Annotated in this window: 23 protein-coding genes; 8 read left to right on the forward strand and 15 right to left on the reverse strand. The window is 65.0% G+C overall.

Annotated features, from left to right (window positions below):
* Positions 1-19: 19 nt before the first annotated feature.
* Together ACVW1C_RS16590 and ACVW1C_RS16595 are read right to left on the reverse strand one after the other, a co-directional pair.
* Positions 20-382, reverse strand: a complete 363-nt coding sequence (locus ACVW1C_RS16590) for a PRC-barrel domain-containing protein (RefSeq protein ID WP_456759341.1) — start codon at positions 380-382, stop codon at positions 20-22.
* A 107-nt stretch (positions 383-489) separates the two neighbouring features.
* Positions 490-696: a hypothetical protein gene (locus ACVW1C_RS16595; protein WP_456759342.1), complete on the reverse strand. Its 207-nt coding sequence runs from the start codon at positions 694-696 to the stop codon at positions 490-492.
* 306 nt (positions 697-1,002) lie between these two features.
* On the opposite strand from ACVW1C_RS16595, the gene ACVW1C_RS16600 reads away from it, so the two are divergent.
* Genes ACVW1C_RS16600 through ACVW1C_RS16610 form a run of 3 tightly spaced genes read left to right on the forward strand, consistent with a single transcriptional unit; the run spans position 1,003 to position 1,713 of the window.
* Positions 1,003-1,194 (forward strand): hypothetical protein, encoded by a 192-nt coding sequence (locus ACVW1C_RS16600; RefSeq protein ID WP_176528720.1) that lies wholly within the window; start codon positions 1,003-1,005, stop codon positions 1,192-1,194.
* 34 nt (positions 1,195-1,228) lie between these two features.
* A complete protein-coding gene (locus tag ACVW1C_RS16605; protein ID WP_456759343.1) occupies positions 1,229-1,444 on the forward strand; it encodes a hypothetical protein in 216 nt (71 codons plus the stop codon).
* A 47-nt stretch (positions 1,445-1,491) separates the two neighbouring features.
* The gene (locus ACVW1C_RS16610; RefSeq protein ID WP_456759344.1) at positions 1,492-1,713 is read left to right on the forward strand and encodes a hypothetical protein; all 222 of its coding nucleotides are present in this window, start codon (positions 1,492-1,494) and stop codon (positions 1,711-1,713) included.
* Between the two features lie 121 nt (positions 1,714-1,834).
* Here the strand turns inward: ACVW1C_RS16610 and ACVW1C_RS16615 are convergent, their stop codons facing one another.
* Entirely contained in the window at positions 1,835-2,737 is a 903-nt protein-coding gene (locus ACVW1C_RS16615) for a DUF6537 domain-containing protein (RefSeq protein ID WP_456759345.1), read from the reverse strand.
* Entirely contained in the window at positions 2,734-3,402 is a 669-nt protein-coding gene (locus tag ACVW1C_RS16620) for a Crp/Fnr family transcriptional regulator (RefSeq protein WP_456759346.1), read from the reverse strand. The genes ACVW1C_RS16615 and ACVW1C_RS16620 overlap by 4 nt, the downstream gene beginning before the upstream one ends.
* A 317-nt stretch (positions 3,403-3,719) precedes the next feature.
* Here ACVW1C_RS16620 and ACVW1C_RS16625 point away from each other — a divergent pair, with 317 nt between their 5' ends.
* Both ACVW1C_RS16625 and ACVW1C_RS16630 read left to right on the forward strand, forming a co-directional pair.
* Complete coding sequence (locus ACVW1C_RS16625; protein ID WP_456759347.1) at positions 3,720-4,832, forward strand: cyclic nucleotide-gated ion channel; 1,113 nt, start codon at positions 3,720-3,722, stop codon at positions 4,830-4,832.
* Between the two features lie 11 nt (positions 4,833-4,843).
* Positions 4,844-5,629, forward strand: coding sequence for an enoyl-CoA hydratase/isomerase family protein (locus ACVW1C_RS16630; RefSeq protein ID WP_456763101.1), 786 nt, complete (start codon positions 4,844-4,846; stop codon positions 5,627-5,629).
* A 198-nt stretch (positions 5,630-5,827) separates the two neighbouring features.
* On the opposite strand, the gene ACVW1C_RS16635 is transcribed toward ACVW1C_RS16630, so the two are convergent.
* On the reverse strand, positions 5,828-6,262 hold the full coding sequence (locus ACVW1C_RS16635; protein ID WP_456759348.1) for a DUF6157 family protein: 435 nt from the start codon (positions 6,260-6,262) through the stop codon (positions 5,828-5,830).
* Between the two features lie 14 nt (positions 6,263-6,276).
* Positions 6,277-6,930, reverse strand: a complete 654-nt coding sequence (locus ACVW1C_RS16640) for a glutathione S-transferase family protein (protein WP_456759349.1) — start codon at positions 6,928-6,930, stop codon at positions 6,277-6,279.
* An 83-nt stretch (positions 6,931-7,013) separates the two neighbouring features.
* Here ACVW1C_RS16640 and ACVW1C_RS16645 point away from each other — a divergent pair, with 83 nt between their 5' ends.
* Complete coding sequence (locus tag ACVW1C_RS16645) at positions 7,014-8,018, forward strand: helix-turn-helix transcriptional regulator (RefSeq protein WP_456759350.1); 1,005 nt, start codon at positions 7,014-7,016, stop codon at positions 8,016-8,018.
* 190 nt (positions 8,019-8,208) lie between these two features.
* Here the strand turns inward: ACVW1C_RS16645 and ACVW1C_RS16650 are convergent, their stop codons facing one another.
* From ACVW1C_RS16650 to ACVW1C_RS16690, 9 genes are all read right to left on the reverse strand, one after another.
* Complete coding sequence (locus tag ACVW1C_RS16650; RefSeq protein ID WP_456759351.1) at positions 8,209-8,619, reverse strand: hypothetical protein; 411 nt, start codon at positions 8,617-8,619, stop codon at positions 8,209-8,211.
* Between the two features lie 78 nt (positions 8,620-8,697).
* Positions 8,698-9,411 (reverse strand): nitroreductase, encoded by a 714-nt coding sequence (locus tag ACVW1C_RS16655; RefSeq protein ID WP_456759352.1) that lies wholly within the window; start codon positions 9,409-9,411, stop codon positions 8,698-8,700.
* Between the two features lie 2 nt (positions 9,412-9,413).
* Positions 9,414-10,658: an acyl-CoA dehydrogenase gene (locus ACVW1C_RS16660; protein WP_456759353.1), complete on the reverse strand. Its 1,245-nt coding sequence runs from the start codon at positions 10,656-10,658 to the stop codon at positions 9,414-9,416.
* A gap of 28 nt (positions 10,659-10,686) precedes the next feature.
* A complete protein-coding gene (locus ACVW1C_RS16665) occupies positions 10,687-11,934 on the reverse strand; it encodes an acyl-CoA dehydrogenase (protein WP_456759354.1) in 1,248 nt (415 codons plus the stop codon).
* Positions 11,935-12,058: 124 nt separating this feature from the next.
* Positions 12,059-13,186: an acyl-CoA dehydrogenase family protein gene (locus tag ACVW1C_RS16670; protein WP_456759355.1), complete on the reverse strand. Its 1,128-nt coding sequence runs from the start codon at positions 13,184-13,186 to the stop codon at positions 12,059-12,061.
* Positions 13,187-13,286: 100 nt separating this feature from the next.
* Positions 13,287-15,152 carry an AMP-binding protein gene (locus ACVW1C_RS16675; RefSeq protein ID WP_456759356.1) on the reverse strand — a complete coding sequence of 622 codons (1,866 nt, stop codon included), beginning with the start codon at positions 15,150-15,152 and terminating at the stop codon, positions 13,287-13,289.
* 41 nt (positions 15,153-15,193) lie between these two features.
* Positions 15,194-16,000, reverse strand: a complete 807-nt coding sequence (locus ACVW1C_RS16680) for an enoyl-CoA hydratase/isomerase family protein (protein WP_456763102.1) — start codon at positions 15,998-16,000, stop codon at positions 15,194-15,196.
* 183 nt (positions 16,001-16,183) lie between these two features.
* Positions 16,184-16,942 carry an SDR family NAD(P)-dependent oxidoreductase gene (locus ACVW1C_RS16685; protein WP_074130586.1) on the reverse strand — a complete coding sequence of 253 codons (759 nt, stop codon included), beginning with the start codon at positions 16,940-16,942 and terminating at the stop codon, positions 16,184-16,186.
* Between the two features lie 46 nt (positions 16,943-16,988).
* Positions 16,989-17,654: a TetR family transcriptional regulator gene (locus ACVW1C_RS16690; RefSeq protein ID WP_173640304.1), complete on the reverse strand. Its 666-nt coding sequence runs from the start codon at positions 17,652-17,654 to the stop codon at positions 16,989-16,991.
* Between the two features lie 197 nt (positions 17,655-17,851).
* On the opposite strand from ACVW1C_RS16690, the gene ACVW1C_RS16695 reads away from it, so the two are divergent.
* Entirely contained in the window at positions 17,852-19,024 is a 1,173-nt protein-coding gene (locus ACVW1C_RS16695) for an acetyl-CoA C-acetyltransferase (protein WP_456759357.1), read from the forward strand.
* A 195-nt stretch (positions 19,025-19,219) separates the two neighbouring features.
* The gene (locus tag ACVW1C_RS16700) at positions 19,220-20,764 is read left to right on the forward strand and encodes an acyl-CoA synthetase (protein ID WP_456759358.1); all 1,545 of its coding nucleotides are present in this window, start codon (positions 19,220-19,222) and stop codon (positions 20,762-20,764) included.
* The last annotated feature ends 146 nt before the right edge of the window (positions 20,765-20,910 follow it).

Genomic DNA, 20,910 nt, shown 5'->3' on the forward strand with positions numbered 1-20,910 from the left:
CTCCGGGATTCGTCGCCGCTCAGACGAGCGGCACGCCGTAGTAATCATTCACTGCGCGTGTGCGGCCGGCATCGGCCCAATTCCAATCCCGCTCGCTGCCGTATTTCGGCGCACCGCGCAGCTGGTCCTCGGTCACGCCGGTGACATAACCGCCCAGCCTGGTGTCGTACTTGAGCGACTGCCAAGGCAGCGGATAATGGTCGTTGCCAAGCCCGAGGATACCGCCGAAGCCGAGCACGGCGTAGGACACCCGTCCGCTCTGCTTGTCGATCATCACGCGTTCGATCGAGCCGATCTTACGCTCGTCCGATCCATAGACTGCTGTGCCCTCGACCTTGTCGCTGCCGATCAGGTTTCCGACCTCTTTCTCGTCCATCGCCATGTCAGTTCTCCATTGATGTCCCAAAGCTGATCTCGCAAGGCCAACGGCGGAGCCGGACCGTCGTTCCTGCCGCATTACCCCACTTGCTGCACAGCAAAATGCTTGTTTCAGCCCGTTGGAGGATCGCCGCGATCGTCTGACGCCATGCCGGAGCCCGGCGTCTTGTCGGGGTCGTTCAGTTTCGGATCACGCGTCGCTTCGCGCGTCGACGGCTTTCGGGGCTCGGTCTGGTGAGCGCTCTGTGCCCGCTCCTTGTCGACGGGCTGCTCCTGACCCTTGTCATCCTTGACGATACCGTGATTGGAATGTGGCATTGCTAAACTCCCTGGCTGATATCCCTCGAGGCTATGCGGGCCCCGGCGATGAAATTCGCCGAGGCCCGTCACCGGAGTGGCCCACCGCTTTTCGGGGAGCAAAGCAGCGAACGCATGGTGTTACGCAGTGCGCCGAAGATCGTTCCTGCGATCGCATGATCGCTCTGCGATCTCTAAGTCGCGCTTGCGATCTCAAGATCGCACTTGCGATCCTTCGGCGTGATTTTTCAATTCGCCCGATGTCATGGGTTAACGACGGCCTCCACGCAACATGCCAAAAATTGCTGGTTCCAGTTCGGAGGCGGCATGATCAAGAAGAAACGCAACAGGGCGCGTCCCCCCGGATCGTTCGAGGACCGCCTGCAAAAATTTGCCGAAGATGCACGCCTTGCGGCACGCAAGCTGCCGCCGGGACGGGAACGCGAAATGCTGATGAAGAAAGCCAGACAAACCGAGACGGTGATGGAAGTCAGTGATTGGCTGACGCTCCGCAAATAGCCGCGCCGGACACCGGTCCATAGGGAGGGCCGCGATGATCGAGGAGAAATTCGACTCACGTACGCTCGCCGTCATGAATTTTGCGCTGGATCGCGTATGCGCCGATGCACTGCACGGCGAGGAACACGACACCCGCAAGCGCGTTGCCAGATACATCATCAGGTGCGCCAAGAGCGGCAGGACGACGCTCCCCGAGCTTCTCGAGGCCGGACAGCAGGCGCTGGCCAAAGTCGCCGCCGCGGCGGAATAGCCGCCGCAACCTGCCCTGCTCTCGGCCTTTGGCAAAGGCAACTACGCATGCGCATTGCAATCAGCATCGGCCTGCTGGTCCTCCTGGCCGCCGTCGGCGCCTACGCGTTTGAAGGCTTGATGGTGCCTGGTGCACCGGTGCCGACCTACGGCATCGTCATGTTCACGATCGGGATCACCCTGCTGGTCGCGGTCGGCGTCGGCCTGATGGGCCTGCTGTTCTATTCCAGCCGCCGCGGCTACGACGAGCCGCCGCATATTAAGCGGTAGGTTACGAACGCCTCCCCGTCATTGCGAGGAGCAAAGCGACGAAGCAATCCATCCCTCCCCATACGCGGATCGATGGATTGCTTCGCTTCGCTTCGTTCGCAATGACGTGGATAGCCTGGCACTAGGACGTCACGGGCACCCGTGCGCGAATCTCGGCGACCTTGCGCTTCAGCGACGCCTGCCGCGGATCGGGCATGATGGCGGCGCGGGCCTCGGTGATGGCGGCGGCAAGATCGGGAAGCGCGAGCACGCCGTCCAAGGTCGGCTTGACGAGCCCGTCGATGATCACGTGCCAGTCCGCGATGCCCTGGCGATAAGGATCACCGTAGCCCTGGATCACGGTCGCGGTCTGCACAATCGCTGAGGCCGCGCCCGGCTGCTTGGTCAGGCTGCGGTCGATCATGTGCAGCCAGCGCTCGACCCACATACGTTCCTTGGCGTAGCGCCCCGAGAACAGCCGCCAGCGCTTCAGGCCGGCCTCGATCCGGAGCCGGCGAACGCTGAAGCGGGTGTTGGCGCTGAAGCGGATCGAGACCCGGCGGCGCCGCCAGCCGAGCTGATCGAGCACGGCGAGGATCGGATCGGCGACCATCGCAGGCAGGGCGTCGATCAACTCGTCGAGGCGGAGCTTCTTGACGTCGTCGGCCGAGCGCGCCGCAAGGCCGCCCGCCGCATTGACTTCGCCGAGCTTGAGCTGCGCGATGCGGATCGCGTCCTCATAGGCCATGCGCTCGGCCATCAGCCGCGCGATCTCCGCAAGCAGGGCGTCGTCAACGCCGCGGCGGCCGACGAAGCGCTTGAGCCGGTCGACATAGAGCTGGGCGTAGCTCGTGCTTTGATAGGCGATCAACAGATCGATGGCAGCGGTGACCGCGGGCGCGAGGTGGTCCGGGCAGGCGTCGGGCAGCACCGGCGGCCCCTCGTCCTCATCGCCGATGATATCGGCAAACAGGTAACGAAGCGAAGCCAGCAGACTGTCGTCATCCGGCACTGCGGCGCCTCGAGAACTCGTCGCGGGGCTCATGCAGGCTTTGGCTCCGCGACCTGTGGGGTGGCGTGCTGCGCGAGCCGCTGCTCGAGTGTCGAGATATTCTCGAACAGGCGGGCACTGAACAGACGCAGAAGGTAGAAGCCGAACGCCGGGTTCTGAACGTAGAGCTGCTCGACCTGGTCATAGGTCACCGACAGCACCATGCCGGTTTCGACGCACTCCAGCGTCTGGGTTCGCGTGTTCGAGGGCGACAGCATGCCGAACTCGCCGACGAGGGCGCCGACCGGCAGCTCGATGCCGGATTCGACCAGGCGAAAGCGGCCGCTGACAATGTAGAACATGCTGTCGGCCTTCTCGTCCTTGTAGAACAGGACTTCGCCCGCCGCGCATCTGCGCTCCGTCGTGAACGGCCTCAGCCAGTCCATCGACAGATCGCTGTTGACCGATTTCTTCACGTTGCGGACCAGTTGCAGCATCTGGTGCAGACGATAGGTGTTCACCGGCAGCAGCACGGCATGCAGGATCAGCGTCGCGTAATTATGGGTCGGGACGGCGGTCGCGATCAGGATGATGTTGGTCAGGATGGCGAAGACGCGCAACGGGATCATGGTCCGCATCGACAGCGTGGCGACCACGAAGATCGATGCAAAGAAACTGCCGGCGGCGCCGGCGTGCTCCGCGAGATGTGAGGTATCCATCGGAAACCAACCAATTTCTCAAGAAATGAACAAGATCGCCTTATTAGTCGCTTCATTCCGGCCAAGGTCGCATCGGTGACCAGCATCCCTGATATACGGTGAAAAAGCGACGATTTGTCTGATTTCTCACATTCGCGGGCGCAAAAACGGGCCAACATGGTTAGGCCATTCGTCCAACATTTGGGACTTTCGCCGCGACCATTTCACCACCGCCTGCGCGTTGACGGCCTCAACCGGGAGAGGCACGTTGTGACACAGGCTCCCCATTCGCGGGGGCCTCAATTCCAGCAGTTCAGCGACAGGCAAGCTCCGTTCCGATGTCCAAGCCGCTCGTCCTTCCGGCCTTGACGCGCTTCGTTTCCGCCACCGCCGGCCGCAACATGACCAAGGCGGCCTATGTCGCGGTCACGGTCGGTGTCGCCATGATGACGCTGCTGACGGTCACGCCGGCCTATGACGCGGTCCCGCACTGGGTCGATGCGCTGCTGTGGGCCTGCCTTGCCTATTTCGTGTTCGAATGGCTGGTGCGGTTACGGCACATGCGGCGGCAGGACAAGCTCTGGTTCTACGCGCTATCCAGCGCAGGCGTCGTCGATGCGGTCGGCGCGCTGGCGGTGCCGCTGGCCCTGCTCAGCGGCATCGAGCCGAAGACCGCATGGCTGCTCGGCGTGCTCTGGGTGCTCAAGGTGGTGCCGGGCATTCCCGGCCTGCGCCAACTCCGGCGGGTGCTCGTGGTGGAATCCGGCCCGCTGTTCAGCGTGCTCGTGATCTTCCTGATGGTGGTGTTCCTGGCCTCGGTCGCCGAATATTTCCTGGAGCGGGACGTCCAGCCCCAGACCTTCGGCAGCGTGCCGGCGGCGCTGTGGTGGGCGGTGGTGACGCTGACCACGACAGGCTATGGCGACGTGGTGCCGATCACCCCGCTCGGCCGCATGGTCGCTGCCATGGTGATGATCTCGGGCCTCGGCGTGTTCGGGCTGTGGACCGGTATTCTGGCGACCGGCTTTGCCGCCGAAACCCGTCGCGACAATTTTCTGAGAACCTGGGAGGCCGTGAGCAAGGTGCCGTTCTTCGCGCATCTCGGCCCGGCCGCGATCGCCGACGTCACCCAGGTGCTGCGGACCATGGACCTGCCGCCGCGCACCATGATCATCCGCAAGGACACCAATGGCGACTGCATGTATTTCGTCGCCGCCGGCGAGGTGGAGGTCGACCTGCCCGGACGCAAGGTCAAGCTCGGCGAAGGCGCGTTCTTCGGCGAGATGGCGCTGCTCGGCAACGCCAAGCGGGGCGCCAGCGTCTCGACCAGCAAGGTGACCCGGCTGTTGGTGCTTGACCTCGTCGATTTCCGCCTGTTGATGGCAAGGCATCCCGATCTCGCCGAGACCATCGACGCCGAGGCGAAGCGGCGCGAACGTGAGAACCAATGATGGAGACCAAGATGGCCGACGCGGCCGACACCGCCAGCGGACCCGTGCTCGAAATCGCGGGCGCCCGCGCCACGATCCGCCTCAACCGGCCGAAGCATCTCAACCGCCTGCAGGCCGAGGATCTCGGCGACCTCGTCAGGCTGTTCGACCGGATCGAGACCGATCCCGCGATCCGCGTGCTGGTGCTGACCGGAACCGGGCGCGCGTTCTCGGCCGGCTACGACCTCAACTCGGTGGCCGAGCGCGCGGTGAGCGAGAGCGAGCAGCAGAGTGCGGGCTCGGCGTTCGAGGTGGTGGTGAACCGGCTCGAAGATCTGAGCGTGCCGACGATCTGCCGGCTCAATGGCGGCGTCTATGGCGGCTCGACCGACCTCGCGCTCGCCTGCGACTTCCGGATCGGCGTCGATACCGCGGAGATGTTCATGCCGGCGGCGCGGCTCGGGCTGCACTATTACAGGAGCGGCATCCAGCGCTACGTCACACGGCTTGGCGTCGACAACGCCAAGATGCTGTTCCTGACCGCGCAGAAGATCACGGCGCCGGAGATGCTGCGGATCGGCTACCTCACCGCGATGGTGTCGCTCGACCTGCTCGACGAGGAGGTCGACAAGCTCGCCACGATCCTGGCCGGCAATGCGCCCAAGGCGATGGCCGGCATGAAGCGCGCAATCAACGAATTCGCCCGCGGCGCGCTGGATGAGGCCGCCGCCGACCAGCGCCACCGCGACAGCATGCGCGGCGACGAGATCAAGGAAGGCATCAAGGCGTTCGCCGAGAAGCGGGCACCGAGGTTTTAGTTTCTCCTCGTGAGGCACAGTTCACTCACCCTGCCCTGGAGGGGGAGGGTCGTTGCGCATGCAGCGAGGCGGAATGCGCAGCGGGTGGGGTGATCCCTCAACACGAGCGGTGCCCGCGTGGAGAGATCACCCCACCTCGCCGCTCATTTCATTCGCGTCGATCCTCCCCCTCCCGGGGAGGATGAGAGCAGCGTCCCCTCACGCCCGCTTCGACCGCATCGCACGAGCCTGCGTAACCTCCGGATCACGCGCCAGCGCCTGGTAGCGCTTGCTGTCGACGGCGTAGATCGCGATGCGGCCTTCGGCGTCGGCGTGGACGCCCCAGCCGAAACGTTTGCCGAGCGGCGAGGCGCGCATGCAGGCCTGGCCGCGCGAGAAGAACGTCTCGCGGGCGAGGCTGCGCGCCTTCTTCGCCGCCTTCGCATCGAGCGCGCGGCCGGCCGCCGAGGTCGCGAACACGACGTCGTCGGAGGTGTATTTGTACGGCGCGCCTGCGATCATCCGGAATTGCAGCACGGCGACCGTGGGCTGGCCGCCGCGCGGCTGCGGCTCCTCGCCGCACTGCGCCGGGCAATCCTCGGCGACGCGGATCAGGGTGTTGAAGCAGTTGGTGCTGTACAGCTGTTTCGCCATCGACACGATCCGTATCACACTCCGGCTGCTGCTGCATGCTGCGCCGCCATCTCGTCGTCGGCCTTCGTGATCCGGATGAAAGCCGGGCGCGCGGCGATGCGTTCGGCATAGCGGACGAACACGTCCCTTTTCGGCACGATGCCGAACATCATGGTCCAGCTGAGCGCGATGCCCCAGAGGATGTCGGCCGCCGTGATCTCTTCGCCGAGCAGATAGGGCCCCTTTGCGAGCTGCGCCTCAAGCGTGCCCAGCATGGTGTCGTAATCGGCATAGGGCGACTGCGTGATCGGCGCCGGTTCACGCTTCATGAAATGGTCGATCACCGCCGGCTCGAACGAGGCGCCGTAATAGGCGATCCAGCGCAGATACGGGCCGCGGCGCGGGTCGTTCAGCGCGGGCGTCAGGCCCGCCTGCGGAAACAGATCAGCGAGATAGATGAAGATCGCGACCTGCTCGGTGACCAGCGCGTCGCGGTGGCGGATCGCCGGCACCTTGCCGAGCGGATTGATCGCGAGATAGGCGTCCTTGCGCTGCTCGGCCGCCTTCATGTTGAGGATGTGCAAATCATAGGGCGCGCCGAGTTCCTCCAGCAGCACGCGGGTGCCGGTGGCGCGGCTCTGCGGCGAGTAATACAGCGTGACGCTGTCGGTGGGGGCAGCGGTGGTCATCAGCGGGTCTCCTTGCGCCGTCAGGGGCATGGTCTCCTTATGTCGGCCTATACCTGACACCTTGTGTCAGGTATGAATCCGTCATGCGCGCAAGCCGGCTGTTTTCCATCCTCACCACCCTGCAGGCGCGGGGACAGGTCACCGCGCCCGAGCTGGCCGAGGCCTGCGAGGTCTCGGTGCGCACGATCTATCGCGACATCGATGCGCTCTCGGCCGCCGGCGTTCCCGTCTATGCCGACCGCGGCGCCGAGGGCGGCTACCGCCTGCTCGACGGCTATCGGGTGCGGCTCAACGGGCTATCGCAGGGCGAGGCCGAGGCGCTGTTCATGGCTGGGCTGCCCGGCCCCGCCGCCGCGCTCGGCCTCGATGCCGCGATGGCGGCGGCGCAGACCAAGCTGATGGCGGCGCTGCCGGAGAAGCTGCGCCCCAACGCGCGGGGCATGCAGCAGCGCTTCCATCTCGACGCGCCGGGCTGGTTCGGCGAGACCGAGGAGCCGAAGCATCTGCGCGCCATTGCAGCGTCGGTGCTGCGCGAGACGCTGATCGAGATCCGCTACCAGAGCTGGAAGGCCGAGAAGCGGAGGCGCGTGGCGCCGCTCGGCCTCGTGCTGAAGGGCGGCAGTTGGTATCTCGCCGGCCTCGTCGACGGCAATGTGCGCACCTATCGGGTCGCGCGGGTGCTGGATTGCACGGTGCTGGAGACGCCGTTCGCGCGGCCGGCGGAGTTCGATCTCGCCACCTATTGGCGCGCCTCGATCGCGCGGCTCGAGGCCGAGCTGCATCCGAACGAGGCCACGGTGCGGCTGTCGCCGCTGGGGCTGAAACTGTTCGATGCGCTGGCCCACCCTTACGTGAAGGCGCGGATGCGGCTTGCCGATGGCGCTGAGCCCGACGGCTGGCGCGTCGCCACCATGCCGGTCGGCAAGACGGTGTGGCATGCCGCCTCCGAATTGCTGCGGCTCGGCGCCGAGGCCGAAGTGATCGCGCCCGCGGAGCTGCGCGAGAAGATGGCCGAGCTGGCGGTCGCGATGGCCGCACGCTATGCGGACGCGCCAGCGTGCCGCGCGGCGGGCGCCAAAGCGCGATGAGATTGGGTTGAATGGCGCGGCACAGTCGCTGCACCTCTCCCGCTTGCGGGGGAGGTCGGCGCGCAGCGCCGGGTGGGGGCTCTCTCCACGATGTGACTCGCAGAGAGAGCCCCCACCCTAGCCCTCCCCCGCAAGCGGGAGAGGGGACGCGGTACCGATGCCGCTGATACTTGCTCTCATCAAGCCCGGGTCAGTAGCGGCGATCGGAGCTGATGACGAAGCGGTCGAGAAAGTTGACCGGCAGGATCTCGAACCGGTCGAGCTCGAGCGTAATCCCGGTCACGAAATCGACGCCCTTGATCGTTCCGTCGAGATCGATCCGCCGGCCGCGGCGCAAGCCGCGTGTTTCCGGATGTTGCTCGATGTCGATATAGGCATAGATCGGGTTGTCGAGCCGGGAATGGCGGTGCCAGCCGCGTTGCAGAAAGCTGAATTGCAGCACCGAGCCCGCGCCCCAGTCGATCGCATCGAAGAAGCGGGTCTTCCAGGCAACGGGCTGTCCCAGGTAATGCGCGGCGATGAACGCGTCGCGCTCAAGCGCAGGCAGACGGTGCAGTTGCCAGCTGATCTCCGCCGGCGTCAGGGAGGCGTTATTCGCCATTGTTGTTCTAGTCGTTCTTCTTGTCGTTTCTTCTTGTCCTCGGCGGGAGGGTGAACCGACCTTCCCGCCTTGAGGAAACTATACATCCACAAATGTGACAGTATCCGCCACAGTTGCGCGCGACGTGCGGTAGCTGTTCACCTTGTGCGCATGATCCGCATAGCCGAACGAGATACCGCAGACAACCCGGCGGTCGTCGGCTAGGTTGAAATGGCGGCGGATCAGGCCGGAATGGCGCGCAATCGCGGCCTGCGGAATGGTGCCGAGCCCGAGCGCCTGCGCGGCCAGCATGAAGTTCGAGACATAGCCGCCGCAGTCGATCGCGCCATAGATGCCGAGCGGCTCGTTGGTGTGGATCACGGCAATGTGCGGCGCGCCGAAGAAATTGTAGTTCTCCAGCGCCTGCTTGGCATACGCCGCCCGGTCGCCTCTGATGATGCCGAGCGTGTTGTAGAGCTGGAAGCCGCTTTCGCGGCGGCGCTCCAGATAGACCCCGACATATTCACGCGGCGGCGTGAAGTCGTAGTCCTCGCCGAGGCCGCGCGAAGCCTCGGCATAGATCGCCTTGCGAAAGCGCTCCTTGGCCTCGCCGGATACGATAAGGACCTGCCAGGGCTGGCTGTTGCACCAGGACGCGGTGCGCTGCGCGGTCGCGAGGATGTGCTCGATGACGTCGCGCGGCACCTCGCGCGGCTCGAACGCGCGCACCGAGTAGCGCTCGTTGAGCAATTCCTCGAGCGCGCCGATGCGGTCTTCGGCCGCGTAGCGCGCGTTCGGTGTTTTCGCGTCCATGCTCAACGCCCCTTGGTGGGAATCTTGTTGTAGGGCACGTCCTTGTCGACCCGGATGTCGCCCGGCAACCCGAGCACGCGCTCGGCGATGATGTTGCGCAGGATCTCGTCGGTACCGCCGGCGATGCGCATCGACGGCGACGACAGCAGCATCTGCTGGAACTGGCCGTTGGCCTGCTCCTCGTCGCTGCCGGTGAGGCTGCCGGCCGCGCCCTCGAGGTCCATCGCATAGGTCGCGATGTCCTGCAGCATCAGGCCGGAGACGAGCTTGCCGATCGAGTTTTCCGGACCGGGCCGCTCGCCCTTCGACAGCGCCGAGATCGCGCGGTAGCTGGTGTATTTCAGCCCGCTCGCTTTCACCGCCCAGCTCGCAAGCTTGGAGCGCACCGCCGGATCATCGATCGCAAGGCCATCCTCCAGCATCAGATTGGAGCAGAACTCGAACATTTCAGGGACACCGGTCGCAAGCCGCGATCCGATCGACATGCGCTCGTTCATCAGCGTGGTCAGCGACACGCTCCAGCCCTCGCCGACCGCGCCTAAGCGCTGGCTGTCCGGGATCACGACATCGGTGAAATAGACCTCGTTGAACTCCTGCATGCCGTTGGCCTGCTTGATCGGCCTGACCTCGACGCCCGGGCTCTTCATGTCGAGGAAGAACATGGTGAGGCCCTTGTGCTTGGGCACATTCTGATCGGTGCGCGCGATCAGAAGGCCGTAGTCGGAGTAATGCGCGCCGGAGGTCCAGATCTTCTGGCCGTTGACGACCCAGTTGTCGCCCTTCTTCTCGGCGCGGGTGCGCAGGCCGGCGACGTCGGAGCCGGCCGACGGCTCGGAGAACAGCTGGCACCAAATCTCCTCGCCGGAGGCGAGCTTCGGCAGATAGCGGCGCTTGGCATCTTCGGAGCCCCAGGCCATCACGGTCGGGCCACACATGCCCTCGCCGATCTGGAACGGCTGGGTCAGCTTGCCGTAGACGCCCTCCTCCTGCTGCCAGATCACGCGCTCGATCGGGGTGGCGCCGCGGCCGCCATATTCCTTCGGCCAGTGCAGGCAGGCCCAGCCGCCCTCCGCCTTCTTCTTCTGCCAGGCCTTGCCGACCTCGACCATGTCGTGCTTGGCAAGCCTGATGCGGCCGAGCGAGGACTTCGAGAGCTCTTCCTCGAACTCCTTCGGCGCGTTGGCCGCGATCCAGTTGCGGGCGACGCTACGGAATTCAGCTTCCTGCGGCGTGTCGTCGAAATTCATGGCGAACCTCTTTTGATTTTTCGCGCGCTCAGGCGCGGCCCTTGGTCGGGATCTTGTTGAAGGGAACGTCCTTGTCGACCCTAATGTCGCCGGGCAGGCCCAGCACGCGCTCGGCGACGATGTTGCGCATGATCTCGTCGGTGCCGCCCTCGACGCGGGTGCCCGGCGCGCGCAGCAGCATCGCCTGGAACTTGCCGGCGACCTCGGCATCCTCGGGTCCGGTCAGCGCGCCGGCGGCGCCCTGCAGATCGAGCGCGTAGGTTGCGACGTCCTGGATCATCGAGCCGGCAACCAGCTTGCCGATCGAGTTCTCAGGCCCGGGGCGCTCGCCACGGGAGAGCGCGGAGATCGCGCGCATGCTGGTGTATTTCAGCCCGCTCGCCTTCACCGCCCAGTTCGCGAGCTTCGCGCGCACCGCGCGGTTCTCGATCGCGGGACCGTCCTCCAGCATCAGGCTGTTGCAGAATTCGAACAACTCGGGGAAGCCGGTCGCGACGCCGGCGCCGATCGACATCCGCTCGTTCATCAGCGTCGTCAGCGACACGTTCCAGCCGTCATTGACATTGCCGAGCCGCTGCGAGTCCGGAATCCGCACGTCGGTGAAATAGACCTCGTTGAAGTCGGAGGCCCCGCTCGCCTGCTTGATCGGCCTGACCTCGACGCCCGGGCTCTTCATGTCCAGGAAGAACATGGTGAGGCCCTTGTGCTTCGGCACGGTCGGATCGGTGCGGGTCAAGAGGATGCCGTAGTCGGAGTAATGCGCGCCCGAGGTCCAGATCTTCTGGCCGTCGATCACCCATTCGTCGCCGTGCTTCTCGGCGCGGGTGCGCAGGCCCGCGACGTCGGAGCCGCCGGCCGGCTCGGAAAACAGCTGGCACCAGACCTTCTCGCCGGAAGCGAGCGGCGGCAGATATTTGCGCTTCTGCTCCTCGCCGGCGAACGCCATCATGGTCGGCCCGCACATGCCGTGGCCGATGATGAACATCGAACTGAGGCGACCGAACGGGCCCTCCTCCTGCTGCCAGATCACGCGCTCGATCGGCGACGCGCCGCGGCCGCCATACTCCTTCGGCCAGTGCAGACAGGCCCAGCCGGCGTCGGCCTTCTTCTTCTGCCAGGCCTTCGCGACCTCGAGAATGTTGGCGCCCTTGAGCTGAACGCGGCCGAGCGAGGCCTTGCGCAGCTCCTCCTCATATTGCTTCGGCGCATTGGCCGCGATCCAGGCTTTCGCCTCGGCGCGGAATGCGGCCTCCTGCGGGGTATCGTCGAAATTCATAGTCTGTCATCCTTCGCCGGTGTCGTCGGATGGGTAGAGCGAAGCGAAACCCATCTTTGGACCACCCGCGCCATGATGGGTTTCGCTACGCTCTACCCATTCCCATCCTACAAGTTGCGAATCCTCACGCCGCGTTCTTCTTGCGCATGCGGTCGATCAGCGCGTCTTCCCAATAGGACAGGCTGCCGAGACCGAGCGCCACCGCATTGGCGCGGCGGTAGTACATGTGGCAGTCGAACTCCCAGGTGAAACCCATGCCGCCATGGACCTGGATGTTGTTCTTGGCGCAGTGCTGGAACGCCTGCGTTGCGCTGATGCGCGCGGCGGCTGCCGCTTCCGGCAGTTCGCCGGCATTGGTCGAGAGCGCCCAGGCACCGTAGTAGCAGTTCGAGCGCGCCAGGGTCGCCGAGACATACATGTCGGCCAGCATGTGCTTCACCGCCTGGAACGAGCCGATCGGACGGCCGAACGCGATACGGTCGAGCGCATAGTCGCGGCCCATCTCCAGCGCGCGGTCGGCGCCGCCGACCTGCTCGAACGCCATCAACACGGCGGCACGATCCAGCACCTGGGTGATCAAACCCCAGCCCTCGCCTGTGGCGCCCAGCGGTTCGGCCTTGGCGTCCTTGAAGGCGATCTCGGCCTGGCCGCGGGTCAGATCGATGTTGGTGAGCGACTTGACCTCGACGCCGCCGGCCTTGAGATCGACGATGAACAACGAAATGTCCGACTCGCGACCGCTCGAACCGGTGCGCGCGGCGACAACGGCGAAATCGGCGATCGCGCCGTCGGCGACCGGCTTCTTGACGCCGTTGAGCACGCCGCCATTGGCCGTGACCTTGATCGCCTTCGGCGACGGATTGCCCTTGCCCTCGAACAGCGCCAGCGTGCCGATGGCATCGCCGGAGGCGATCTTCGGCAGCCACTTCTGCTTCTGCGCGTCACTGCCTGCGATCAGGAGCGCTTCGGCGGCGAGATAGACCGTGGACGAGAACGGCACCGGCGCCAGCGCGCGGCCCATTTCCTCCGCGATCACGCAGAGCTCGAGATGGCCGGCACCCGCGCCGCCGAACTTCTCCGGGATCGCGACGCCGAGGAAGCCCATCTCGGCGAGACCTTTCCAGAGTGCCTTGTCGTAGGGCGCCTTGCCGTCGAGCACCTCGCGCACGGCCTTCGGCGGGCACTGCTCGCTGAGGAACTTCCGCGCCTCGTCGCGCATCTGCTTCTGTTCGTCGGAGAAATCGAAATTCATGGCGGCTACCTTCTTGGTTCTTGTCGTTTCAATTGGCCGTCATTCCGGGGCGCGTGAAGCGCGAGCCCGGAAATGACGAATGGAGAGAGCGTCGGCCTCATCACAGCACGATCACCTCATCGCCGGGCTTGCCGGCGTAGAGCTTCTCCACCAGTGCGGCGCGGCGTTCGAGGCCGGCGCGCTGGTTGATGTAGCCCTTGTCGGTGAGCTCGTTGCCGTCGATCGACGGCGGCTCGACCATCAGCATCGCACGCGCGATGCGCATGCTGCTGCCGGTGCAAGATGCATTGTGCGCCTGCAAGCCTTTCCTGAGACAGGCGACCACCTCGGGATGCCGGACCACATCCTCATAGGTTGCGTCCGCATTGCCGACCAGCTGACGGCAGGCATGCAGGTTGGGCCAGCACAACAGGCCGATGAACTCGCGATCCTGCCCGGCCACCAGTGCGTCATGAACGACCGGCGTCGCAGCTGATATCGCATCGGTGCGCAGCGAGCCGACATGGACGAAGGTGCCTGTGGTCAGCTTGAAGTCCTCGACCACGCGGCCGGCAAAGATGATGCCCTGCAGCGGGTCCTCGGGATCCACGAACACGCCGGCGTCGCCGATGCAGTAGAAGCCCTCCTCGTCGAACATTTTCGCGGTGAGGTCCGGCTGGCCGAAATAGCCCGGCGTGACGTTGACGCCGCGCAGCCGCAATTCGTACTTCGAACCGCACGGCACCATCTTCAGCTCGACGCCGGGGAACGGCAGGCCGATCAGGCCGACGCGCTCGGTGTCCCAATAGGTGCCGGTCGAGGTCGGCGCGGTCTCGGTCGAGCCCCAGCCGGTGTAGAACACGATGCGCTCGCCCGTCGTCTTCACCGCCAGCGCCTGCATCCGGTCATAGAGATCGTCGGGCAGCCGGGCGCCGCCATAGGCCATGATCGAGAGGTTCTTGAAGAAGCTCGCGCACAGCGCCTCGTCCTTCTCCATCGCCGCCGCGAGCGCGGCATAGCCCGCCGGCACGTTGGCGTAATAGGTCGGCGACACCTCGCGCAGGTTCCTGATGGTCTCCTCGAGTTGCCCGGGCATCGGCCGGCCGTCGTCGATATAGAGCGTGCCGCCGTCGACCAGCACCGGATTGAACGCGGCGTTGCCGCCCATGGTGTGGTTCCACGGCATCCAGTCGAGCACGGTCGGGATCGGGCCGGCCGTTTCACGCGGGCGCACCTGCATCATCATCGCCGCATTGGCGCACATCATCTGCTGGGTGTTGATGACAGCCTTGGGCATGCCGGTCGAGCCCGAGGTGAACAGCAGCTTGCCGACGGTGTCGGGCGCGATCTTCGCGATCGACGCGCCGACATCGGCCGTCACCGGCGTTGCCGCGAGCTCGGCGAAGGACACGCTCTTGATCCCCTCACAGGGACGCTGCACGTGAACAACCGTGATGCCGGTAAGATCGATCGCCTTCAGCGCCCTTTCGAAGGTCGGACCGTCCTGCACCATCACGACGGCGGGCTTGATCAGGTTGAAGAGGTATTTGAGCTTGAGATGATCCTGGCTCATCAGCGAATAGGCCGGCGACACCGGCGCGGCCGGCAGCCGCGCCTGCATCGCAGCCTGCGTCATCAGCGCGTGCTCGATCGAATTGCCGGACAGGATCGCGACCGGCCGGCCGTCGGCGATGCCGAGATCGAGCAGGCCCTGCGTCAGCGCATCGACGGTGCGCTTGGCTTCACCATAGGAGACCTTGCGCCACCGCCGGTCGGGGCCGCCGCGTTGCGCCAGCCAGATCCGCTCCGGCGCCTCTGCCGCCCATTTGGCAAGATAGGCCGGGATGTGCGTCTCGTAGGCCTGCAACGGGATCCGCGACTTCAGGACGACGGTCCCGTCAGCGCGCCGCTCGACCGCGATGTCACGCGCGAGCCAATCCACCTTGCGAAAGGCAGGCTTCGTCAGCATCGCCGCGCCTCCATCCATTTTGCGTCTCCCGGAATTCTCGTCCTTTTGAGGATCTGTTCTCAGCGCCTGATATAGACAGGCTTTCGTTTCTCGAGAAAGGCCTTGATGCCTTCCTGGAAATCTTCCGAGCGGCTGCACAGCACCTGATTGCGATCCTCCATCGCGATCACGGCCTCGATCGAGCCGGCATCGACGCTCATGTTGAGGCACTCCTTCGAGAGGCGGAGGCCGACCGGCGAGGCCGTCATCATCGCGTCGACATAAGGATTGGCCGCAGCGTCGAGATCGGACGCCTCCACCACTTCAGACACAAGACCGACGGCAAGCGCGCGGTCCGCGTTGATGAAGCGCCCGGTGAGGATCAATTCGGAGGCGACCGACACGCCGACGAGGCGCGGCAGGAAGTAGCTGGTGCCGATGTCGCAGCCGCCGAGGCCGAGCTTGATGAAGGCGCAGTTCATCCGCGCGTTCTTCGCCGCGATGCGGATGTCGGCGGCGAGCGCCAGCGCAAAACCACCGCCGGCGGCCGCGCCCTGCACCAGCGCGATGATCGGCTGCGGACAGCGTCGCATCAGCATCACGATATCGGCAATGCGGCGCTGCGAGTCGAGCGACTCGGTGACGCCGGGCGGTTCGGCCTGTCCGCCGCGGCGCGCCATCGCATGCTTGAGGTCGAGCCCGGCGCAGAAATTCGCGCCGGCGCCCTTCAGCACCACGACACGGGTGTCGCGATTGCGCTGCAGGCCCTGGAAGTAGACATTGAGCGCGTCGATCAGCGAGGGATCGAGCGCGTTCAGGCTTTCCGGGCGATTGAGCGTGACCCAATCTGTTCCGTCGTGATGTTCGATCAGCAGCGGCTGAGACACGCGCATGGTCCTCCCGACCGTCGTCCCGGCCAAGCGAAGCGCGAGCCGGGATCCATAACCACAGGCTTTTGGTGTTTTTGCGCGGCGTCTGCCAGGTTTGCCTGTTACAGACGCCGCGGAGTATGGGTCCTGGCTCCAGCGCGCAATTGCGCGCAAGGCCGGGACGACAGTCGAGCTTGTGGCTTAGCGCGGCGCCATGCGGATGGCGCCGTCGAGGCGGATGGTTTCGCCGTTGAGCATCGGGTTCTCGACGATGTGGACCGCGAGGTTGCCGTACTCCGAGGCGTCGCCGAGGCGGGCCGGATGCGGCACCTGGGCGCCGAGGCTCTTGCGGGCTTCCTCGTTGAGACCCATCAAGAGCGGGGTCAGGAACAGGCCCGGCGCGATGGTGTTGACGCGGATCTTCAGGCTGGCGAGGTCGCGCGCGGCCGGCAGCGTGAGGCCGACGACGCCGCCCTTCGAGGCCGAATAGGCGATCTGGCCGATCTGGCCTTCATAGGCTGCGACGGATGCGGTGTTGATTACGACACCGCGCTCCTCGCCGATCGTCTCGGCGGTGGCGAGGCGCTCGGCGAACAGGCGCAGCACGTTGAAGGTGCCGATCAGATTGACGTTGATGATGCGGACGAACTTCGCCAGCGGATAGACGCCGTCCTTGCCGACGATACGCTGCGAGCCGCCGATGCCGGCGCAGTTCATCAGCACGCGGGCGATGCCGTGCGCGGCCTCGGCCTTGGCGATCGCGGCCTTGATCGCCTCCTCGTCGGTGACGTCGGCGTGCAGGGCAACGCCCTTCACTTCGGCGGCGACCTTCTCGGCGTTTTCCTTGTTCTGGTCGATCACGCCGATCTTGGCGCCCTTGGCGGCCATGGCGCGCGCGGTTGCGGCACCGAGGCCGGAGCCACCGCCGGTGATGAGAACGGCAACGTCTTTCAACTGCATGGGAGCAACCTTTCCTTGGGCGTTTCTTCTCTAGACTTCGAACTTGTTATCCGGCGGCAACCGCTGCCGTTTCCTTATCGGGATTGAGCACGCCGCCGAAGATCAAGGCTTCCATATGCTTGATATATTCGCGGCAGACCTCGTCGGTGACCGGACCGACGCCGACCGCGCGCGACATCGCGTGGCGGCCGAAGAACAGGTGATCGCAGGCGCCGATCAGGCTGGTGTAGAACAGCACCGGATCGATCTTGCGAAACTCACCGGCCTTGATGCCCTCTGCGAGCAGGCGGCGGTGAAAATCCAAAAGCGGCGCGACGAAGAATTTCGACACCTCGTTCGCGGCGGCAGTCGAGCTCTCGTGCAGGAGATAATGGATCAGCCGGTTCATATAGGGGAACTGGTGATAGGCGCGGATGATGCCGCCGATATGCAGGCGCAGTTTCGCGGACGGCGTGATCGGCTGGCTGATGAGATATTCGAGCTGCGAGATCTCGGTGGCGGCGTCGCGCGCGAGCAGCGCCAGCAACAGGCCGTCCTTGTTGCCGAAATGATATTTCACCAGCGCGGCGTTGACGCCCGACTTCTGCGCGATGTCGGACAGCGACACCTCGATCGAGGCGCGCTCGATCATCAGCTCGCTGGCTGCGACCAATAGCTTGTCGGCAGTGGCATTTTTGCCGGCCGGAAGTTTCGTCGGTACGCTGGTATTCAACTGCGCTCTGGTCCCGCTCTGTGTCCCCGGCTGTTCCTAGCTGTTTCCTGGCTCGCCGGTAAATCGAGGCCGCACATAAGCCCATGGCGGGGCTGCACTCAAGAGTTAATTGATTGATTGACTAAATGCTGAGCCGCCCCTTAAATCCGGCCCAACTTTCAAAACCGCCCAATCCAGAAACATCAGGGAGAACAGACATGGCCGAGGCATTTATCGTCGCCGCCGCCCGCACCGCTGGCGGCCGCAAGGGAGGGCGTCTCGCCGGCTGGCATCCGGCCGATCTGGCCGCCACCGTGCTCGATGCGCTGGTCGAACGATCAGGCGCCGACCCGGCGCAGGTCGAGGACGTGATCATGGGCTGCGTGATGCAGACCGGCGAGCAGTCCACCAACATCGCGCGCAACGCGGTGATGGCCTCGAAGCTGCCGGAGAGCGTGCCCGCGACCTCGATCGACCGCCAGTGCGGCTCCTCGCAGCAGGCGCTGCACTTCGCGGCGCAGGCGGTGATGAGCGGCACCATGGACTGCGTGATCGCCGCCGGCGTGGAATCGATGACCCGCGTGCCGATGGGGCTCGCCTCCTCGCTGCCCGCCAAGAACGGCTTCGGCCACTACAAGAGCCCGGGCATCGAGGCGAAATATCCCAACATCGTGTTCAGCCAGTTCACCGGCGCGGAGATGATGGCCGAGAAGTACGGCCTGTCGAAGGACGAACTCGACGAATATTCCTACAACAGCCACCAGCGCGCGATCGCGGCCACGCAAGCCGGCCACTTCAAGGACGAGATCGTGCCGGTGACAATCACCCGCGCCGACGGCTCGACCGACACCCACCACATCGACGAAGGCATCCGCTTCGACGCCAGCCTCGACGGCATCAAGGGCGTCAAGCTGATCGCCGAGAACGGCAAGCTGACCGCGGCGAGCGCCAGCCAGATCTGCGACGGCGCCTCCGGCGTGATGGTCGTCAACGAGAAGGGCCTCAAGGCGCTCGGCGTCAAGCCGATGGCCCGCATCCATCACCTCACCATGATGGGCGGCGACCCCGTGATCATGCTGGAAGCGCCGCTGCCGGCAACCCAGCGCGCGCTGCAGAAGGCCGGCATGACAATCGACGACATCGACCTGTTCGAGGTCAACGAGGCCTTCGCCTCGGTGCCGACCGCGTGGCTGAAGACCACCGGCGCCGATCCGGCCCGGCTCAACGTCAATGGCGGCGCGATCGCGCTCGGCCATCCGCTCGGCGGCAGCGGCACCAAGCTGATGACGACGCTGCTGCACGCCCTGAAGCAGCGCAACAAGCGCTACGGCCTGCAGACCATGTGCGAAGGCGGCGGCATGGCCAACGTGACGATCGTCGAGCGGCTGTAAGAGAGAGTCCGCATCAACGGACAAACGAGCCGTACAAGCGGCCACACAAAAGGTGTCGTCTCAGCCTTGAGCCGGGACCCGACCACAGGTGCTTGTGGTTATGCCGGGCTGCGGCCCTAACCCATTTCAACAACACAACACGGTGGTTATGGGTCCCTGCTTCGCAGGGACGACGCACCACCTGAGGAAACATCTTTGACCCACCCGTCCATCCACGCGCGCAACCATCCGAACAAGATCGCCTACCAGATGGCGGGCAGCGGCAAGGCGATCACCTATCGCGAGCTCGACGAGCTCTCGAACCAGGGCGCGCATCTGTTCCGCTCGCTCGGCCTGAAGCCCGGCGACCACATCGCGATCCTGATGGAGAACCGCCTCGCCTTCATGGAGATCTGCTGGGCCGCGCAGCGCTCGGGGCTCTATTACACGGCGATCAGCCGCTACCTGACCGAAGAGGAGATTGCCTATATCATCAAAGACTGCGGTGCGAAGGTGTTCATCACCACGCCGCAATGCGCCGACAAGGTGAAGGGCCTGATCAAGGGCGAGCCGGGCGAGCCGCTGTTCTACATGATGGACGAGCCGGCCCCGGGCTTCCGCTCCTATGACAAGGAGGCCGCCGCGCAGCCGTCCACGCCGGTTGCCGACGAGGTTGCGGGCTACGACATGCTGTATTCCTCCGGCACCACCGGCCGGCCCAAGGGCATCAAGAAGGAATTCGAGGGCAACCGGATCGACGTGCCGAACCCGTTCCTGCGGATCCTCACCGCCGATATGTGCGGCATGAATGCCGACTCGATCTATCTGTCGCCGGCGCCGCTCTATCACGCGGCTCCGCTGCGCTTCAACATGATGGCAACCGTGCTGGGAGGCACCTCCATCATCATGGAGCATTTCGACGCCGAGGAGTTCCTGAAGCAGGTCGAGAAGCACAAGGTGACGCAGTCGCAGCTGGTGCCGACCATGTTCGTGCGCATGCTGAAGCTGCCCGACGAGGTGCGCGCCCGCTACAACGTCTCATCGCTGAAGGGGGCGATCCACGCCGCCGCGCCCTGCCCCGTCGACGTGAAAGCCAAGATGATCGAATGGTGGGGACCGATCCTGATCGAGTATTACGCCGGCTCCGAAGGCAACGGTGTCACCGTCTCGACCTCGCAGCAATGGCTGACCCATCGCGGCACGGTCGGCCGCGCCGTGGTCGGCAAGGTCAAGATTCTCGACGAGAACGACGAGGAGGCGCCGACCGGCCAGATCGGCCAGGTCTATTTCGCCGACGCGCCGGTTTTCAGCTATCACAACGATCCCGAGAAGACGAAGAAGGCCTACAACGCCAAGGGCTGGTCGACGCTCGGCGACGTCGGCTACCTCGATGAAGAGGGCTTCCTCTACCTCACCGACCGCAAGAGCTACATGATCATCTCCGGCGGCGTGAACATCTACCCGCAGGAGACCGAGGACGTGCTGATCACGCATCCCGCGGTCTCCGACGTCGCGGTGTTCGGCGTGCCGAACGAGGAGATGGGCGAAGAGGTCAAGGCCGTGGTGCAGCCGCACGACATCGCCACGGCCGGCAAGAAGCTCGAGGCCGAGCTGATCGCGTTCTGCCGCCAGCATCTGTCACCGATCAAATGCCCGAAGAGCATCGATTTCGAGCAAGAGTTGCCGCGGACCCCGACCGGGAAACTGGTGAAGCGGCATCTGCGCGACAGATACTGGCCGAAGGCGCCTGCCAGGGCGTGACCGCGGTTCACCTCCCCTGGATGGCCACCGCCGCGCGCGGCCAAAATATCGAAAACAACCCCATGCAAAGGAGCTGGCGGCTGCCGGCGTTCGACAAGGCAACTTGACACGTCGGGCAACTCAGGGGTATATTTCTAATATTCCGA

The sequence above is a fragment of the Bradyrhizobium sp. USDA 4011 genome (assembly GCF_054063415.1).

What these genes read in the sequence shown, in the direction of transcription:
- ACVW1C_RS16590 (WP_456759341.1), bottom strand. Translation starts at nt 382, where the DNA reads ATGGCGATGGACGAGAAAGAGGTCGGAAACCTGATCGGCAGCGACAAG.
- ACVW1C_RS16595 (WP_456759342.1), bottom strand. Translation starts at nt 696, where the DNA reads ATGCCACATTCCAATCACGGTATCGTCAAGGATGACAAGGGTCAGGAG.
- ACVW1C_RS16600 (WP_176528720.1), top strand. Translation starts at nt 1,003, where the DNA reads ATGATCAAGAAGAAACGCAACAGGGCGCGTCCCCCCGGATCGTTCGAG.
- ACVW1C_RS16605 (WP_456759343.1), top strand. Translation starts at nt 1,229, where the DNA reads ATGATCGAGGAGAAATTCGACTCACGTACGCTCGCCGTCATGAATTTT.
- ACVW1C_RS16610 (WP_456759344.1), top strand. Translation starts at nt 1,492, where the DNA reads ATGCGCATTGCAATCAGCATCGGCCTGCTGGTCCTCCTGGCCGCCGTC.
- ACVW1C_RS16615 (WP_456759345.1), bottom strand. Translation starts at nt 2,737, where the DNA reads ATGAGCCCCGCGACGAGTTCTCGAGGCGCCGCAGTGCCGGATGACGAC.
- ACVW1C_RS16620 (WP_456759346.1), bottom strand. Translation starts at nt 3,402, where the DNA reads ATGGATACCTCACATCTCGCGGAGCACGCCGGCGCCGCCGGCAGTTTC.
- ACVW1C_RS16625 (WP_456759347.1), top strand. Translation starts at nt 3,720, where the DNA reads ATGTCCAAGCCGCTCGTCCTTCCGGCCTTGACGCGCTTCGTTTCCGCC.
- ACVW1C_RS16630 (WP_456763101.1), top strand. Translation starts at nt 4,844, where the DNA reads ATGGCCGACGCGGCCGACACCGCCAGCGGACCCGTGCTCGAAATCGCG.
- ACVW1C_RS16635 (WP_456759348.1), bottom strand. Translation starts at nt 6,262, where the DNA reads ATGGCGAAACAGCTGTACAGCACCAACTGCTTCAACACCCTGATCCGC.
- ACVW1C_RS16640 (WP_456759349.1), bottom strand. Translation starts at nt 6,930, where the DNA reads ATGACCACCGCTGCCCCCACCGACAGCGTCACGCTGTATTACTCGCCG.
- ACVW1C_RS16645 (WP_456759350.1), top strand. Translation starts at nt 7,014, where the DNA reads ATGCGCGCAAGCCGGCTGTTTTCCATCCTCACCACCCTGCAGGCGCGG.
- ACVW1C_RS16650 (WP_456759351.1), bottom strand. Translation starts at nt 8,619, where the DNA reads ATGGCGAATAACGCCTCCCTGACGCCGGCGGAGATCAGCTGGCAACTG.
- ACVW1C_RS16655 (WP_456759352.1), bottom strand. Translation starts at nt 9,411, where the DNA reads ATGGACGCGAAAACACCGAACGCGCGCTACGCGGCCGAAGACCGCATC.
- ACVW1C_RS16660 (WP_456759353.1), bottom strand. Translation starts at nt 10,658, where the DNA reads ATGAATTTCGACGACACGCCGCAGGAAGCTGAATTCCGTAGCGTCGCC.
- ACVW1C_RS16665 (WP_456759354.1), bottom strand. Translation starts at nt 11,934, where the DNA reads ATGAATTTCGACGATACCCCGCAGGAGGCCGCATTCCGCGCCGAGGCG.
- ACVW1C_RS16670 (WP_456759355.1), bottom strand. Translation starts at nt 13,186, where the DNA reads ATGAATTTCGATTTCTCCGACGAACAGAAGCAGATGCGCGACGAGGCG.
- ACVW1C_RS16675 (WP_456759356.1), bottom strand. Translation starts at nt 15,152, where the DNA reads ATGGATGGAGGCGCGGCGATGCTGACGAAGCCTGCCTTTCGCAAGGTG.
- ACVW1C_RS16685 (WP_074130586.1), bottom strand. Translation starts at nt 16,942, where the DNA reads ATGCAGTTGAAAGACGTTGCCGTTCTCATCACCGGCGGTGGCTCCGGC.
- ACVW1C_RS16695 (WP_456759357.1), top strand. Translation starts at nt 17,852, where the DNA reads ATGGCCGAGGCATTTATCGTCGCCGCCGCCCGCACCGCTGGCGGCCGC.